Genomic DNA, 16,258 nt, shown 5'->3' on the forward strand with positions numbered 1-16,258 from the left:
CTTACTCCACCGTGACGGACTTGGCCAGATTGCGCGGCTGGTCGACATCCGTGCCGCGAGCCACCGCGACGTGATAGGCCAGTAGCTGCAACGGTACGGTGTAGAGGATGGGCGCCAGGTAGTGACAGCACGCCGGAACGGTGACGACGGACAGCCCCTCCCCGGACTGCACGCCGCTTTCCGGATCAGAGAATACCAGCAGTTCACCCCCCCTGGCACGCACCTCCTGCAGGTTGGACTTGAGCTTTTCCAGCAGGCCGTCCATTGGCGCCATCGCGATGACCGGCATGGTCTCGTCGACGAGCGCCAGGGGCCCGTGCTTGAGCTCCCCCGCCGCATGGGCCTCGGCATGAATATAGGAGATTTCCTTGAGCTTGAGTGCCCCCTCCATCGCGATGGGCATCTGCGGGCCGCGCCCCAGGAACAGGGCATGCCGGTAAGTGGCCAGCTTCCCGGCTACCGAGGTGATCTCTTCGTCGAGCGCCACGGCGTCACCCAGCAGGGTCGGCAGATAACGCAACCGGTGCACCAGTCGCGCCGTCAATTCCGCATCACCACCCCGCACCTGGCGCAGTGCAAGCGTCACCAGCATCAGGGCCGTCAGCTGGGTGGTAAAGGCCTTGGTCGAGGCCACGCCGATTTCCGGGCCGGCATGGGTCATCAAGGCCAGGTCGGACTCGCGCACCAGCGAACTGCCGGGCACATTGCAGATCGCCAGGCTGCCGACATAGGCATCGCCATCCTGCCGCTTGCGCGCATGGCGCAAGGCCGCGAGCGTGTCGGCCGTCTCGCCGGACTGCGAGAGAGTCAGGAACAGGGTCCCCGGGGGAGCCACGACCTGGCGATAGCGATACTCAGAGGCGATCTCGACCTGGCAGGGCACTCCGGCCAGTTCCTCCAGCCAGTAGCGTGCCACCATGCCCGCATGATAGCTGGTGCCGCAGGCGACGATATGCACCTGACGGGTACCGGCAAGGAGTCGTTCCGCCCTGGGCCCAAGCGCCTCGACCAGCACCCGATCGGTGCCAAGGCGACCTTCCAGCGCGTTGGCAACCGCCACGGGCTGTTCATGGATCTCCTTGAGCATATAGTGTGCAAACCCACCCTTGCCCACCGCCTGGTCATCATGCTCGTAATGCACCGTCTCGCGCACTACCGGCACACGCCCGCCATTCGAGGCCAGGCCCTGAACGTCACATCCCTCGCGGGTAATGATGACCATATCCCCGTCGTCGAGATAGAGAAAACGGTCGGTGACGGTCAGCAGGGCCAAGGGGTCCGACCCCAGGTAATAGCCGTGCTCGCCGACACCCACTACCAGGGGGCTGCCCTGGCGCGCCCCGATGACCCGATCGGGTTCGTCGGCATGGATCACACCCAGGGCGTAGGCCCCGTCGAGTCGCTGTACCGCCCGCTCCACTGCCGTGGCCAGCGATGATGTCGAGCGCATTTCACGTTCGACCAGATGGGCGATCACTTCGGTATCGGTTTCCGACGTGAAGAGAAAACCGTCGGACACGAGTTCGGCCTTGAGTGCCAGGTGGTTCTCGATGATGCCGTTGTGCACGACCGCGATTCGTCCTGAAACATGGGGATGGGCATTGTCCTGACTTGGCTGGCCGTGCGTCGCCCAGCGAGTGTGGGCGATACCGGTCATGCCGACCAGGGGGGCGGCGGCCAGCACCCGCTCCAGTGCGGCCACCTTGCCGACTTCGCGCGCGCGACCGATCCGGCCGGGAGCTTCCACCAGCGCGACACCGGCCGAATCATAGCCACGGTATTCGAGACGCTTGAGACCTTCCATCAGTACGGGCAGGACGTTGTCCGAACCCACGGCAGCTACGATGCCACACATGTTGACTCCTCCATGAACGGTGCCTCGGGCCAATCCCGGGCCGTGATGCGTTTGTCGTTACCCTTTCCGACCGATTCAACGCCTAACCCTGGCGCTCGAGTGCCGGGCGCAACCGGGTAACGGCCGCCGGTGCAGGACGTGCCTCGGCGTCGCGCCGCTGCTTCTCGCTCCATACCAGGTCGACGATCTCCCCCTGGGGCCGGTAGGCGGTCGGCGCCTCCAGCAGCAGCTCGCGAATGCCATCGTGGTGAAAGTTGCGGCAGGCTTCGAACAGCCGGTCGAGGTAACCCTCCAGCTTCGGCCACTCCCAGTACACCTCCTGCGCGGTCATGACCCTCGGGTGTGAGGTCGGCGAGACGTCGTCGCCCACCAGCAGCTCCTCATAGAGCTTTTCACCGGGACGCAGGCCGCTATAGGCAATGGCGATATCACCGTCGGGGTGACGCTCGTCACGCACCTTCAACCCCGAGAGCCGTACCATCTGGCGGGCCAGTTCGGCGATCTTGACCGGCTCGCCCATGTCGAGCACGAAGACATCACCGCCCCGTGCCATGGCACCCGCCTGGATGACCAGCTGTGCCGCCTCGGGAATGGTCATGAAGTAGCGCGTGATCTCGGGATGGGTCACGGTGATCGGCCCACCGGACTGGATCTGCTCGCGGAACAGGGGCACCACCGAGCCGCTGGAACCCAGCACGTTGCCGAAGCGCACCATGCAGAACCGGGTCCCGGACCGACGGTCGGCAAAGGCCTGGCAAATCAGCTCCGCCAGTCGCTTGCTCGTGCCCATGACGTTGGTGGGCCGCACTGCCTTGTCGGTGGAAACCAGCACGAAGGTCTCGACCCGGGCGGCAATGGCGGCATGGGCCGTGGCCAGCGTACCAAAGACATTGTTGCGGACCCCCTCCACCACGTTGTGCTCCACCATCGGCACATGCTTGTAGGCAGCCGCGTGGTAAACGGTATTCACGTCGAAGGCCTTCATGACGGTGGCCATGCGCTGGCGATGCTGCACGGAACCCAGCAACGCCTTGATAGAGACATCCAGCCCTTCCGCCTCGGCGATACGCCGCAACTCCTGCTCGATGCTGTAGAGGCCGAATTCGGACAGCTCGAGCAGCAACAGACGCCTCGGAGCGTGTCGCAGTATCTGACGACACAGCTCCGAGCCGATCGAACCGCCGGCACCGGTCACCATGACCACCTTGCCGCGGATATTGGCGTCCATCAGGGCCGGATTGGGCGGTACCGGATCGCGACCCAGCAGGTCCTCGACCGCCACGTCACGCACCTCGCTGATCCGGGCACGCCCGGTCACCATGTCGGCGACGCCGGGGATGGTCTGTACCGGAAAGCCCTGCGGCTCCAGCTCGGCCAGGATCTCGCGACGGCGGCCCCGGCTGGCGCTGGGCATCGCCAGCAGGACCCGTTCGGCACCGTAGGTGTCGGCCAGGTAACCCAGTTGCCGTGGCGGATAGACCTTGAGGCCTTCGATATAAGTGTTCTGCAGGCTTGCCGCATCATCAACGAAGGCGATCGGCAGATACTCCTGGCCGTGGCTCAGGGAGACCGACAGTTGACGGCCCGCCGAGCCGGCGCCATAGATCACGACCCGCGGCTTGTGACGGATCTGGCTGCGCAGATAGAGGGCGCGCAGGCCGAACCGCACGCCCCCGATGGTCAGCAGCGCCAGCATGGCGTAGATGAAAGGCACCGATCGGGGAATGCCAAGTGCAAACAGGTAGCTGGCCAGCGGCAAGGACAAAGCCGATACCGTGACCCCGATGAAAACGGCACGAATCGCCTTGTGGCCCAAGTAACGAATGACCGCCCGGTAGAAGCCCAGCCGGATGTAGATCGCCAGGCTCAATGGAATCATCACCAGCAGCGCAGCCCAGGTACGCGGCTCCGTCAGCGGCGCCCAGTTCTCCAGACGCAGCAGCATGGCCAGCAGAAAGCTGACCGCGATCAGCACACAGTCGACCAGCAACTGGATGGTGCGCTTGTGTCGTCGCGGCAGGCGAAACAACGGTTGCAGCATATCTCGCATGATCGTCTCTCCATGACCGGCAGGCGCCCGATGCCCCTGCCCCTCCTCTGACACGGCCTCAGGCGCGGGCCTCGGCCATCACGTCGCTCAGTACCTGGCAGGTCTTGTCGACTTCGGCCCCGGTGAGTGTCGGGTGGCAAAGGAACATCAGGCTGGTCTCGCCAAGTTCGCGCGCGACCGGCAAGGGCTCGGACGGCCGCCATCCGGTGCCGTCGAAGGCCGCCTCTCGATACACCTCCGAGCAGGAGCCCGAAAAACACGGCACGCCCCGCTCGACGATCGCCGTCATGATGCGGTCCCGATGCCAGCCTGGGGCGAGCCGCTCGGGTTCCACGAAGACGTAACACTTGTAGGCGGCGTGCTCGATGTGAGCGGGTATGGCCGGTGCCCTCAGGCCCGGGCAGCCGGCAGCGGTTTCCCAGATGCGCTCGGCATGGGCTCGGCGAGCCGCCGCCCAGGTTGGCAGGCGGGAAAGCTGGATGCGGCCGATGGCGGACTGCATCTCGGTCAGTCGCCAGTTGGTGCCAAAGCTCTCGTGGAGCCAGCGAAAGCCAGGGGGGTGCTCGCGCTCGTGGACCGCCTCCCAGCTCTTTCCGTGGTCCTTGTAGGCCCACATGCGCTGCCACAGTCCGCGATCACTGGTGGTGACCATCCCACCCTCGCCACCCGTCGTCATGATCTTGTCCTGACAGAACGACCAGCAGCCCACATGGCCGATGGAACCGACGCTGCGACCCTGGTAGCGGGCGCCATGGGCCTGGGCGCAGTCTTCGATGATGGCGAGGCCGTGTCGCTCCGCCAGCGCCATCAACCCGTCCATCTCGCATGGCCAGCCCGCCAGGTGCACGGCGAGGATGGCCCGGGTGCGCGGGGTGATCCTCCCGGCCACGGTGGCGGCGGTAATGTTCTGGGAGTCCCGGTCGACATCGGCGAAAACGGGTACCGCTCCCGCCGTCACGATGCTGGAGACCGAGGCCAGGAAGGTCCGTGAGGTGACGATCACCTCGTCACCCTGCCCTTCGCCGATACCCAGCCCCTTCAGCGCCAGATCCAGGGCAAGCGTGCCATTGGCCACGGCGATGGCATGCCCCGTCCCGACAACGCGGGCGAACTCCCGCTCGAATTCCCGGCCCACTTGACCTGTCCAGTAATTCACCTCGTTGCCAAGCAGCACACGGCTAACGGCATCCGCCTCTTCCTCGGTAAAGGAAGGCCAGGGAGAAAAAGGCCCATTGAGCATCATGACCTTCCTTGTGTTGAAAGAAGGCCGAGCCGTTTTGCCAGGGAGGCATCCCGGAACAGCAGCTCTTTCCTGGTCGCGTCAGTGGCGGGGTAAAGCGGGCGGGCCGGTATGCCGGCCACCACGAGCCCGTCGGCGATGTCCCCGATGACGGCGGCGCCGGCACCGACCATTACCCCCTCGCCAATGGCAACGCCCTGGCGTACAGAGGCGCCCACGCCGATCCAGGTGCCGCGGCCGACCTCCACATCACCGGATACGTTTGCCCCCGGGGCCACGTGCACGCAGGTGCCGAGGCGACAGTCATGTCCAACCGTTGCCCCGGTATTGACGATCGAGCCCATGCCCAGCTCGGCAAAGGCATTGATCACCGCCCCGGCAACCACCACGCCGCCGCTGCCTAGCCGCGCCATCGGGCTGACCGTGGCGCGGGGATGCACCAGCGTGACCAGCCGGGCCCCGTGGGAGGCCAGTGCCTCCAGCTTGGTTTCACGGATGGCGTTATGGCCGATGGCGACCACTACGCCGTCGTAGTCGGGCAGATCGTGCAGCAACATGGCCAGGGTTCCCTTGACGCGCCAATATTCGAGCCGGGCCTTGCCGGGCCAGGCATCGTCATAGAACACCACCTCCTGCCAGCCGGACTGGATGGCGATGTCCGCCACGACCTTGCCGTGGCCGCTGGCCCCCAGGATGGCGAGACGCCGACGGTTAGTCATGCTGACCTCCACGGAATTTCGGCATGGCGACGTCACCCTCGTGGGTGATGCCTTCGCGAACCACTACCTTCTTGACGGTCAGGAACAGGATCTTCAGGTCCAGCCATATCGATCGGTTGTCCACATACCACACGTCGAGATCGAATTTTTCTGCCCAGCTGAGAGAGTTGCGTCCATTGACCTGGGCCCAGCCGGTGACCCCGGGGCGTACCTCATGACGGCGCGCCTGCCACGAGGTATAGAGCGGCAGGTATTCCATGAGCAGCGGCCGCGGGCCGACCAGGCTCATGTCGCCCTTTAGCACGTTCCACAGTTCCGGCAATTCATCGAGACTGGTGGCCCGCAACAGCTCACCAAAACGGGTCAACCGCTTCTCGTTGGGTAGCGGACTGCCCTGTGCATCGTAGGCTTCCAGCATGGTGCGGAACTTGACCATGTCGAAGGGCCGGCCATGCAAGCCGGGACGGGTCTGTCGGAACAGCACCGGCGAGCCGAGCCTGAGCCTGACCAGTAGCGCCACCATGGCCAGGATCGGCGCAAGCAACACCAGTGCCAGCAGGGCTACCACAATATCGATCAATCGTTTCATCGCGTTTCATCCATGACATCGTTCATGACATCGGCAAGGCGCACCGCCAGGATCCGGTAATCGTAGACGGCTTCCATATGCTCCCGACCGGCTCGTCCCATGCGCTCCCGCTCCTCCGGAGGCAGGGCAACGAGCCGGCGAATCGCGTCAGCCAGCGCCTGGGGGTCTTCCGGGGGCACGGTGATGCCGGCCTTCGCATCGGCCACCGGATCGTTGATCGCACCCGAGGCGATGATCACCGGCCGCGCCGCCGCCATATAGTCGAAGAGCTTGTTCATGCTGATGCCGAAGCGGTAGAGCTCCGGCAGGTCGCGCACCGTGATCACGAAGGCGTCGGCCTCTCGGGCCAGAGCGGGTATCTCCCGCTTGGGAACCGCCGGCTCGAAGTTGACCCAGCGCCCATCGAGACCGAGGCGACTCGCCCGCTGCTGGAGCTCCCTCTTGGCCGTCCCGTCCCCAATCAACCGCAGGCGTACCGGCACGTTGGGGCTGGCGTGCGCGTCCTTGATGCGCGCCATGGCATCGAGGAGGACATCAAGGCCATTGGCTTCGCCATGGCTGCCGAAGTACATCAGTGTCAGGGGCATTTCCGGGGGACGCGGCGGCGGCGGTTCGGTTTCGGGGTAGGCGTCCAGGTCGACCCCATTGGAGAGCCACACCACGCGCCCCTCGGGGACGTCACGACGTGCGATGTAGTCCACCGCGCGGGGCAACAGGGTCAAGACCCGGCGTGCACGGCGGTAGAGAAAGGTCTCGAGCAGGCGCAGCCCGCGGCTGGCCAGGCTGCCCTCGCGCAACCGCCCCATGTCGATCAGGGTCTGTGGCCACAGGTCGCGCACCTCGAAGAGGAAGGGCACCCGGTGGCGCCTTGCCAACCACCAGCCAGCCAGGGCGGCAAAGGGATGGACGCTCGAACCGATGATCAGATCGGGACGTGCGATCCCGGAGAGCCGTGAAGGGCGTACCGCCTGCCAGGCATACTCGATCATGCTCTTCATGCGCCCCCCTCCATTGCCCAGGTAGGACGAGGTCCGCAGCCACAGAAAAGGCACGTCGTTAAAGATTTCAAGGCGTGCCTGCTCACCGTCGCCCAGCCGCTGGTGGCCGCTCGGATGATCGACACTGGAAGCGATCAGCGTGGCGCGCCACCCCTGGGCGGGCAGATGCCGTGCCAGTTGGTAATGGCGGGCGCCGCCGGCCACTTCCGGATGCTTGGCATAGTGGTTCAGGATCCAGACGTGTTTCATTCAAGCCTCGGCATGGCGGGAAAGGGCTCGGTAGGTATCCAGCAGCTTGGTTTCCTCCTGCCGCCAGTTGTAACGCTCGGCCACGGCACGCTGGCCATTGGCTCCCATCTCGCGTGCCCGTTCGCGATTCGCCACCAGAAAGTCGATGGCACCGGCAATGGCGAGCGGATCAAGCGGATCGACGCAGATCCCGCAATCGCTGCCTTCGATGATCTCGCGCCATAAGGGAAAGTCGGAGGCGATCACAGGGAGTCCGGCACTCATGTACTCGAACATCTTGACCGGTAGCGCATCGAGGTAATTGATCGTCGGGTGCAGCGTGACGAGTCCCGCAAGAGAGCTGCCCAATACCCGGCGAACACCGTCACGGTCCAGGTAGCCATGTGACTCGACCCGGGACCACCCGGCATAGGTCATGACCTCCTGCTCCAGCGTCAGCTGCTTGAAATCGCCGGCCAGCTGCAGCTGGCAGTCGTGGCTGACGTGTTCCATGGCCCGTACGACCTCCCGGATACCGCGAATGGCGCCAATGCCACCCACGTAGCAGATCGAGGGGGGCTCGTTCGGCGAGGCCGCGAGCCTCGGATCGGGGGCACCATCCAGCTCGCCCTGCATGGGGAAGTTGTTCACGTCCACTACCCGCGGATGGAAAGCCCGGAAACCGTCCCGGATATGGGGCGTTGCCGCGATGATCGCGTCGAAGCCGCGACAGGCACGGCGCTGGTAGAAATCGACACTGCGCGACAACACCTGGCGGGTAACGCCATCGAGATAGTGCTTGGCCAGCACCTGGCGCGGCAGATCCTCATGGGCGTCGTAGATCACGGTCTTGCCCTGGCGCTTGAGCCGGCGTCCGATCGGCATCAGTTCCGGGTCGTGGAGGTGATAGACATCGGCCTCCAGCGCACGGGCCCGCTCATACACCAGGCGGGTACTCTTGAAGATACGGTTCATCCGCCCCGTCAGTCTGCCGACGTCCGCGATGCGGATGCCTTCGCGCTCCTCGTCGCCATTACCATCCGCCACCACCAGGGTGACCTCATGGCCCGCGGCGGCCAGGGAACGGCATTGCTTGAGAAAGATCCGCGTGTCATAGCGGGGATGGGCGGAAGTCAGGTGTGCCACTTTCATTGTCATCTCGTCGTTGTGGATTCACGCAAGCCTGCTGCGGACACCTGGCTGGCAGGTTCGGCCTCTGCCGCCCTTTCGTCCTGGCGGCCCAGGCGGGTGCAGACCAGGGCGTTGGCAAAGGCACCCCAGCCCAACGCCGGAAGCGGCCAGAATACGGACTTGGCCAGCACGATCAGCAGCAGGCAGACAAAGTTGATGGAGAAGGCGAACACCCACCAGGCGGCGGTATCGCTGCGAATGACCATGCGATAGGTAGAGCCGAGAAACGCCACCAGGGTCATGCCCACATAGAGGGCAAAACCCAGCACGCCATAGTTGACCCAGGCGGAGAGCACGCTGTGGGCGTAGCCACCGGTAGCGCCCGCCGAGGCAATGTGGCCCCCGAAACGACCCAGCAAGGGGCTGGAGGCGACCTGCTCCAGCGCACGCTGCTCGAGATGCTGGCGTGCCGTCCATGAACTGGTGCCGGAGAGATCCAGCACCTGAAGCTGACGGCTGCCGGACATGGCCTCGAACTGGGTCGCCAGTACCAGCACCAGCAGCGCCAGCACGGCCACCAGGGTCAGCATGTACTTGACGCTCATCCCCGCCCACACCATCAGGAGCACCATGGAGAGGGCCAGGAAGGCGTAGAGTTCGGAGCGGGCCCCCAGCAGGAACATGACGAAGGCGCCCAGCGCGATCAGGCTGGCCCGCACCATGGCGCTGCGGCTCACCGAAATCAGGAAGACCAGCATCACCAGCGCGCTGCGGGCATAGCCCTGGTAGGTGGAAACGTTCTCGCCACCGTCGGTCTCGACCATCTGGCGGGCAAAGAACATCAGCTGCCCCGTGGTCGCCACGAAGAACGCCAGGTAGCCAACGATCAGCCAGAAGGCGATCCAGAACGCCCTTGCCAGGAGCGGCGAATCCAGCGGGATCCGATACCCCATGACGAACAGCACCGTCCACAGCACCACGGTTTCCAGCGACTGGATCATCGCCGCCCGCAACGCCCCCCCGCCCTGCAGGCCGTAGCTGGCCATGGACCAGACCAGCACGTAGGCGAGGAACGCCAGCACCACCAGGGCGAAACCACGCGAGCAGGCAATCATGACGTGGCTGAGCGCAGGGAAAACGGCCATGTAGACGATGAACATCACGACCGAGACCACGCCGAACAGGCCACCCAGAAACGCGGGAATCAGCCCGAGGGCCACGAAGGTGTGGTACAGGATGAACCCCGGGAACAGCACGAAGAAGCCGATACTGGACGCACGAGACGCCAGCTTGTCGCCCGAGAAGATCATGTTCGGCAATCCTTGGCAGCCATCTGCTCGACCTCAATCCGCCAGAACGCGCTCATAGAGCGAACGCTGGGCAGCCGTGGTCAGTTCCGAGTTGTGCCATAGCAGGGTGAACGTCCCCCCGACCGCGCGACACCGGTTCTTCAGCACGATAAACCGCTCATAGGCCTCGTCTCCGGTGCCGAGACCGAGATAGAGGGGAGACGTCACGGAGCCCTCCATGGCGATCAGCGGCCGGATGCGTAATGGCAGCGCCTCGCCCTTGACCGGATCGAAGGCCGGGTAGTCATGGCAGGTACCGCAGCGGAACCCCGGTTCCTCGGCATAGCCGAGCGTGGTGTCGTAATCGAGCCCGGCCTGGGTACAGCCCTGCAGCGTCAGCGGCATCTGCCAGCGCAGGTAGTGCATGCGACCTCCCCACTCGGCCTGCTCGATTCCCTCCTCGGCGCAGACCCGGCGCAACCGCACGGCCTCGTTGGCCAGTTCCTTGGGGTTGCGGAACGTATGGTAGCTGGGATGCAGGCCGATCTCGTGGCCGCGGGAATGGATACGACGGAGGAGATGACGAATCGCCGGGTGCTCCGGTTCGTAGTCGGCATCCTTGCGCGGGTCCGTTCGACCACAAAGGAAATAGAAGGCGCTCGCCACACCGTGCCTGTCGGAGACATCCATCAACCAGTCGAAGGTATTGAGCGGGTCCAGGCCATGCAGCCGCCGGCGCGTCGTCAGCCGTACCCAGGGGCCCAGAAAGAGCGCCTGCGGCCGCCGATACAGAAGGATGTCACCCAGCATCACCCGTATCAGCTTCACGTCACGGGCGAAACCGTAGCGGCTGGGGCGGTCGACGTCATGGGTCGGCCGCATACGAAACCGATGCCCCTTCAGGGTCGCCCCCGGCCATTGGCGCAGGATGATCTGCCCCAGCACGGCCAGCCACTCATCGACTATCGGACGATCCAGGTAACCGTGGCGCCCGGCATGGGAGGCGCTGGCCGGAAAGCGGCAATGCCGGTCCAGAACCTGCGCATCGACTTCTTCCTGCCGGGTGAGCATCCAGTAGGTGAGGCCAGGGATATCGTAGTGGACCACCAGACCACCGGGTGCCGCCTCCACCAGCGGACGAGGCAGGATGTCGGCTCCCGGAGCCGGTAACGGCATGTCCAGAGGGGCCTCGAACCCCTCGGCAACGGCGTCCCACTGCCCGTGGGGCAACTCGGTGCCGGTGAGATGGAAGCCGGGCTGCAGGGAATCGAACAGCAGCTGGCCCGACTCGCCGTCCAGGGTCATGACGAGCCGGTCCGGCCCATCACGCTCCAGTCGAAGCGCCAGTCCAAACCGCTCATGGATGACCTGCTCCAGCCAGGCGATCACCGGTTCATGGGCGGCCGAGGCGTCATCACCCGGACCCGTTACAGCCAAGGTGGTGCCGGGTCCCGGTGCATCGTCCAGTCGCGGGGCGGGATGGCGATCATGCCGTGTCGTCATGTCGTTCACTTGGATTCCCTTTTCAACAGGGTGCGGGCCGTCACGTAGGCCTCCCTCGCCAGCTGACGGAAGCCACGCTGGCTGATCGAGTAATGGCAGACCAGTCGCCCGCCCCACGCCTCCTTCATTTCCGCAACCGGCGGAATGTTGGCACCAATGAAGTCGAAGACCGTGCAGCCGTGCTCCTCGAAGTGGGACAGGGCCATTTCCGCCACCAGGTTATTGACGCCATCCTTCATGGCCTCGGTCTTCATGCCCGCCGACCAGGCCAGGGCATGCCCGCCGGGGGTGAAGAGACAGACCCGGGCGCCCATCGGTTCGCCAAGCTCGTTGCGCGCCAGGAAACAGACGAAGTGCTCCGGCCCCATCAACGCGGCCAGCGTCTCGAGCTCGGCCGCCTCGAGGCGATAGTCGAAGCCCTTGCGGGCCTCGGGGCCGGCCAGGCAATCGGCCACGGCGGCGTAGTCCTCGGTGACGTCGCAGCGGTAACCGAGGCGGTGACACTTTTGCGCCTTCTTGCGCGCGCTGGGGTCGATGCGACCGGCCCTGCCGTCGATATCCAGGTGATAGGTAAAACGGGGGCGCGCGGCCATCTGGGCCCATTCGAAGGGACGGATGTCATTGGCCACCGATGACAGGCTCAGGCTCCCGCCAAGCCCGATTTCACGAAGCCGCTCGGCAAGCCGGGTCAGGGCCATTCGCTTGCGTCGGTTGACGGAGGCCGGCCTGTCACTGGAACAGTGAAAGTCGATCGGCAAATGGGGGTTGCGGGGAGGCGTCACCAGACGCCCCTTGCGATTACGGTAGAGCACCGTCTCGAGCCGCCAGCCGTCGCCTTTTTCCGGGGTCAGCGTTACCGACTCGGCCTCGAGCGACCAGTGTTGCTCGTTGAACCGTATCCATCCCGGGTGAAACAGGGGATCGACCTTCATGACGCAGAATCCTTTGCCGAGTTCAATGACATGTCCCCGTCAGGCGCGGTTGCACGGAGGGAACCGTGATAGTCCCGATCGAAATCGCACACCAGGTAGCAGCGCTCCTCGCCACTGGCCGGATCGGCATATCGCTCTTCGACACGAAACCCGAGCTTGAAGCTGGCCTGGAGCGACGCGACGTTATCCGCCGAAATTCGCGAGGAGTAGCCCCTGACCCCATGGGCGCGAAAGTGCAGGATCGCCGTGCGCCGCAACTCCGTCGCCAGCCCGCGGCCACGGTGAGCGGGAAGCACGCCACTGAAGCTGGAATGCACCCTGCCTTCCCGCAGATCCCGAGGATTGAAACCATAGAAGGCCGCCCCCACGACACGGCCCGTCGGGTCCAGGACCGTGATACCCAGCCTCTCCCCGGCCAGCCGGTAGAGCCAGCGTCGAGGGAGGTCGAGCGGCCGGCCGTCATGCAACTCCGCGTAAAGCGCCAGCGCGTCCCCGCACAGCGATCGACTCATGCCACAGAATCGATAGCCACCAACGGTTCGAGGGACGACCGGTTCCAGACGCCAGGCCCTGCGCAGGTTTCGCACCAGCAACATGACGGCATCGTTCAACACTCGGGCGCGCCCCATTCGTCGCATCGCAGCCATGGTTCAGGAGAACCTCTCGAGGAAAATCCGGGCGGCCACGCCGTTGTGGGAATAGCCGCGGGCCTTGAGCCGTTCGAACGTTTCCGGCGGGAAGCGCCCGGCGGAGGCAGTGGTGTTGCCCCGGGCCAGGGCCGGCAGCAGACGCTTGGCGATGCGTTTCATCCTGGCCCCCGGGCCCCGCCTGAACGCCGCCATGCGCAGCAGGCGCGCCCGCAGGCTCTGGCGAGACGTCTGCGCGGCGTTACCCAGCGGCGTGTCGCATCCCGACAGCTCGCCGAAAACGCGCTCCACGAAGGCCACGTAGCCGCCGCGGCCCTCCAGCCAATCGCGTGGAACGTCCTGCCAGAAGGCCATGAAGTCGCGATCGTAGAGGGGCATCCACCAGTCATGGCCGAAAAACTCGAAGGAGCGGACGGTATTGACGATGAATTTCGCCTGCCGCTCCTGCCAGCCGAACAGCACGAACTCACGAATGAAGTCATCCGCAGTGAGCGCCTCCTCCAACGGATGGGCCCGGGCCAGCCGTGGCAGGACATGCTCCTGGAAGCGCGCCTTGCCCTCCGCCCCCGCCCGGAGCATGAAATGGCGCTCACGCAGTTCATTGCCGAGATCGCCGGCCGGCATCAACCGGCCTTCCCGCCCGGCCTCGAATACCGGCGACGGCAGGAAACCCGTGACGCAGCAGTGTCCAGGGACGAAAACGGACCCGGGCTCGACGTCGCCACGCTCGGTCAATAGCTTGACCGCCAGCCAGTCCTGCATGTTGGTGATACTGTTCCAGCCCGAGGCCCACTGCTGGTATTCCCAGTAATCGTCGGTCGTGGCCACTTCCCGCCATGCCGTCTGGGAATACTCGACGAAGACCCAGGGCAACCCGAGTCGCCCGGCCACGGCACGGCTCACCTCGGCCTCGCGATTACCCCGGTGGCCATAGGCATAGGTCAGTACGTTGGGGTAGCCGAGACGGGCCAGCATGGTCGCCACCAGTCTGGAGTCATGACCGCCGCTGAGGGGAACCACGATCTGACGTCCGCCGGCCATCTTCACCAGGCGCCTGAAGGCATCTTCCACCACCGCCTCGAGGCGGACCCGACGATGCGTATCGTCCCGGTCCGACGCGCCGTGGTAGTGAAAAAGGAAGTAGCGCTCCAGGTCGAGCACCGGCCCCATGTCGCCATCACGAACGACCAGCGCCTCGCCGGCACGCAGCTGCTTGACCCGCCGGAACAGGGTGTCGCGCCCGGTCACGTAGCCAGCCAGCTCGAAGTCGGCGCGCGCCTCTTCATTCATGCTCTCCTCGCCTACCCGGGCACGCACCCAGTCGGCATCGTCACTGAGGAACATGTCACCGGCTGCCACGCCGTAGAAGAGCGGGATCGAGCGGATCCGGTCCACCATGGCGACCAGTCCGGTCTCGTCCCGGCGAACCAGCGCATGAAAGCCATTGAGTTCGGAAAGGCGATTGCGCCAGGGGTCGATGCCGGCCGCGGGATCGGCAAGCGTGACGGCCTCGCTCGTGGAGAGTCGCTGCCCATTCAGCCAGGCGGCGCCACGGAGATGCCCGCTACCACCCGGGAGATCACAGGACGTCCAGCGCGGAGAGGTTAAATGGCACTGTATCGAGTTCATCAATAGACCTTCCGGAACAATAAGAGATAACGCACGGCCACCAGGACACCGCTGAAGGCAAACGCCGGCAGCCATGGCAGCCAGACAGGCTCCAGCAGTACCGCGACGGCCAGCGGCAGAAGCGACAACAGGCTCCAGGCCAGGGAAACGACGGTCGGCGTGACGAGCGCCGCCACGGGATTACGAGTCAAGGTCATGATCCAGACCAGAAAGCCGACCCAGCAGGCCGCGCTGGTCACCGAGAAGAGCGCCACGGTAAGCAGCAGGTCGTCGAGCGCGGCGCCGATGGCAATGGCGCCGATACGGGCGATCAGCAGCAATGCCTGAAAGGCCATGCCCTGAACCTGGCGCTCCATGACCGAGAACAGGTGACTCAATGGCGAGGTGATGAACACCATGTAGAGCCAGGGGGCCATCCAGCGGGCGAACTCACCTGCCGGCCGCCAGGTCTCGCCAAAGGCCAGGGCAAAGAGTTCCGGTCCGGCCAGGATCAGCACGACGGCCGGGGGCATGGCGATCTGGGCCAGGATGCCGTGGACCCGGGCCACCAGCGGCCCCAGACGTCCTTCACGATGGGCTTTCGCCGCGCTCGAGAAGAAGACCTTTCCTACCGCCTCGCCGATGAGGGCCATGGGCATCGCCAGCACACGGTGGGCCAGCGCATAGAGCCCCGCCGCCGCCGGACTGAACAGCGCGGCGAAAAGCAGCGGCGGCAGCTGCTTGCCCACGGTGTTGAACAGGCCGGACCAGGTGGAGAACAGCGGGAAATCACGGTAACGCCGCGCCGCCGCCAAAATCCCGGCCGGCCTTACCCGATGCCCCACGACGGCACGCATGGCGGAGCGCGCCAGTGCGATGGTGCCCATGCCCTGACCCACGGCCTGGCCAAGGATGAGCCCGCCGCCGCCTAGGGGACTGGCGATGAACTGAATCGCCAGCAGTGAAACCGACTGCTTGATACGGGTTGCGGCGATCGCGGGAAAGGCGCGGGTGCGCACGGCCCAATGGCTGACCGCCTGATAGCCACCCGCCATCGCCACGCCCACCGGCAGCAGCCAGAGCCAGGGAGCCAGTGCCGGCACGCCCAGCAGGCTCGCCAACTGTTCCCTTCCCAGGCCCACCATCAATCCGGAGGCCAGTGTGGTCACGACGACGACGACCAGGCTCAGCACCACCACTTCCGCTGCCTCGCGGTCGGACTCGGGCAGCGGAATGGCCAGCTGGTAGCGCCCGCTCGCCACAACGGTGAATAACGCCAACAGGGCGCCATACACGGCCAGCAGGCCGAAGTCCAACGGCGTATAGAGGCGTGTGAGCAACGGCGCCGCCAGCACCGTCAGTAGCTGGGCACCCGCGGTGCCGCCCACCAGTACGCTCACCCCACGGGCGAAGGCGTGGGTGGGCAGCAGGCGCCGAGCCGGAGCCACCAGCCGATTCAACACTCGGCG

The 16,258-nt window shown here is 65.3% G+C and carries 13 protein-coding genes; all 13 read right to left on the reverse strand.

Annotated features, from left to right (window positions below):
- Position 1: 1 nt before the first annotated feature.
- On the reverse strand, positions 2-1,855 hold the full coding sequence (gene glmS / locus C1H69_RS11520; RefSeq protein WP_102653550.1) for a glutamine--fructose-6-phosphate transaminase (isomerizing): 1,854 nt from the start codon (positions 1,853-1,855) through the stop codon (positions 2-4).
- Between the two features lie 82 nt (positions 1,856-1,937).
- Positions 1,938-3,905: a polysaccharide biosynthesis protein gene (locus tag C1H69_RS11525; protein ID WP_102653551.1), complete on the reverse strand. Its 1,968-nt coding sequence runs from the start codon at positions 3,903-3,905 to the stop codon at positions 1,938-1,940.
- 58 nt (positions 3,906-3,963) lie between these two features.
- Entirely contained in the window at positions 3,964-5,145 is a 1,182-nt protein-coding gene (locus C1H69_RS11530) for a DegT/DnrJ/EryC1/StrS family aminotransferase (RefSeq protein WP_102653552.1), read from the reverse strand.
- The gene (locus C1H69_RS11535; protein WP_102653553.1) at positions 5,145-5,864 is read right to left on the reverse strand and encodes an acetyltransferase; all 720 of its coding nucleotides are present in this window, start codon (positions 5,862-5,864) and stop codon (positions 5,145-5,147) included. Before C1H69_RS11535 ends, C1H69_RS11530 begins: the two co-directional genes overlap by 1 nt.
- The gene (locus tag C1H69_RS11540) at positions 5,857-6,453 is read right to left on the reverse strand and encodes a sugar transferase (protein WP_102653554.1); all 597 of its coding nucleotides are present in this window, start codon (positions 6,451-6,453) and stop codon (positions 5,857-5,859) included. The genes C1H69_RS11535 and C1H69_RS11540 overlap by 8 nt, the downstream gene beginning before the upstream one ends.
- Positions 6,450-7,700, reverse strand: coding sequence for a glycosyltransferase family 4 protein (locus tag C1H69_RS11545; protein WP_102653555.1), 1,251 nt, complete (start codon positions 7,698-7,700; stop codon positions 6,450-6,452). Before C1H69_RS11545 ends, C1H69_RS11540 begins: the two co-directional genes overlap by 4 nt.
- Positions 7,701-8,831: a glycosyltransferase family 4 protein gene (locus C1H69_RS11550; protein ID WP_102653556.1), complete on the reverse strand. Its 1,131-nt coding sequence runs from the start codon at positions 8,829-8,831 to the stop codon at positions 7,701-7,703.
- A 2-nt stretch (positions 8,832-8,833) separates the two neighbouring features.
- Positions 8,834-10,120 carry a hypothetical protein gene (locus C1H69_RS11555; protein ID WP_102653557.1) on the reverse strand — a complete coding sequence of 429 codons (1,287 nt, stop codon included), beginning with the start codon at positions 10,118-10,120 and terminating at the stop codon, positions 8,834-8,836.
- A 33-nt stretch (positions 10,121-10,153) separates the two neighbouring features.
- Entirely contained in the window at positions 10,154-11,602 is a 1,449-nt protein-coding gene (locus C1H69_RS11560; protein WP_205738469.1) for a polysaccharide deacetylase family protein, read from the reverse strand.
- Between the two features lie 5 nt (positions 11,603-11,607).
- A complete protein-coding gene (locus C1H69_RS11565; protein ID WP_102653558.1) occupies positions 11,608-12,534 on the reverse strand; it encodes a GNAT family N-acetyltransferase in 927 nt (308 codons plus the stop codon).
- A complete protein-coding gene (locus C1H69_RS11570; protein ID WP_102653559.1) occupies positions 12,531-13,181 on the reverse strand; it encodes a GNAT family N-acetyltransferase in 651 nt (216 codons plus the stop codon). Before C1H69_RS11570 ends, C1H69_RS11565 begins: the two co-directional genes overlap by 4 nt.
- Positions 13,182-13,184: 3 nt before the next feature.
- Entirely contained in the window at positions 13,185-14,810 is a 1,626-nt protein-coding gene (locus C1H69_RS11575; protein WP_102653560.1) for an asparagine synthase-related protein, read from the reverse strand.
- Positions 14,810-16,252, reverse strand: coding sequence for a lipopolysaccharide biosynthesis protein (locus tag C1H69_RS11580; RefSeq protein ID WP_102653561.1), 1,443 nt, complete (start codon positions 16,250-16,252; stop codon positions 14,810-14,812). Before C1H69_RS11580 ends, C1H69_RS11575 begins: the two co-directional genes overlap by 1 nt.
- Between the last annotated feature and the right edge of the window lie 6 nt (positions 16,253-16,258).

It is taken from the genome of Billgrantia endophytica, assembly GCF_002879615.1.
GTDB lineage: Bacteria > Pseudomonadota > Gammaproteobacteria > Pseudomonadales > Halomonadaceae > Halomonas > Halomonas endophytica.

Excerpts from the sequence above, each read along its gene's own strand:
- C1H69_RS11555 (WP_102653557.1), bottom strand. The coding sequence starts at position 10,120 with ATGATCTTCTCGGGCGACAAGCTGGCGTCTCGTGCGTCCAGTATCGGC.
- C1H69_RS11565 (WP_102653558.1), bottom strand. The coding sequence starts at position 12,534 with ATGAAGGTCGATCCCCTGTTTCACCCGGGATGGATACGGTTCAACGAG.
- glmS (WP_102653550.1), bottom strand. The coding sequence starts at position 1,855 with ATGTGTGGCATCGTAGCTGCCGTGGGTTCGGACAACGTCCTGCCCGTA.
- C1H69_RS11550 (WP_102653556.1), bottom strand. The coding sequence starts at position 8,831 with ATGAAAGTGGCACACCTGACTTCCGCCCATCCCCGCTATGACACGCGG.
- C1H69_RS11570 (WP_102653559.1), bottom strand. The coding sequence starts at position 13,181 with ATGGCTGCGATGCGACGAATGGGGCGCGCCCGAGTGTTGAACGATGCC.
- C1H69_RS11575 (WP_102653560.1), bottom strand. The coding sequence starts at position 14,810 with ATGAACTCGATACAGTGCCATTTAACCTCTCCGCGCTGGACGTCCTGT.
- C1H69_RS11530 (WP_102653552.1), bottom strand. The coding sequence starts at position 5,145 with ATGCTCAATGGGCCTTTTTCTCCCTGGCCTTCCTTTACCGAGGAAGAG.
- C1H69_RS11560 (WP_205738469.1), bottom strand. The coding sequence starts at position 11,602 with ATGACGACACGGCATGATCGCCATCCCGCCCCGCGACTGGACGATGCA.
- C1H69_RS11535 (WP_102653553.1), bottom strand. The coding sequence starts at position 5,864 with ATGACTAACCGTCGGCGTCTCGCCATCCTGGGGGCCAGCGGCCACGGC.
- C1H69_RS11545 (WP_102653555.1), bottom strand. The coding sequence starts at position 7,700 with ATGAAACACGTCTGGATCCTGAACCACTATGCCAAGCATCCGGAAGTG.
- C1H69_RS11540 (WP_102653554.1), bottom strand. The coding sequence starts at position 6,453 with ATGAAACGATTGATCGATATTGTGGTAGCCCTGCTGGCACTGGTGTTG.
- C1H69_RS11525 (WP_102653551.1), bottom strand. The coding sequence starts at position 3,905 with ATGCGAGATATGCTGCAACCGTTGTTTCGCCTGCCGCGACGACACAAG.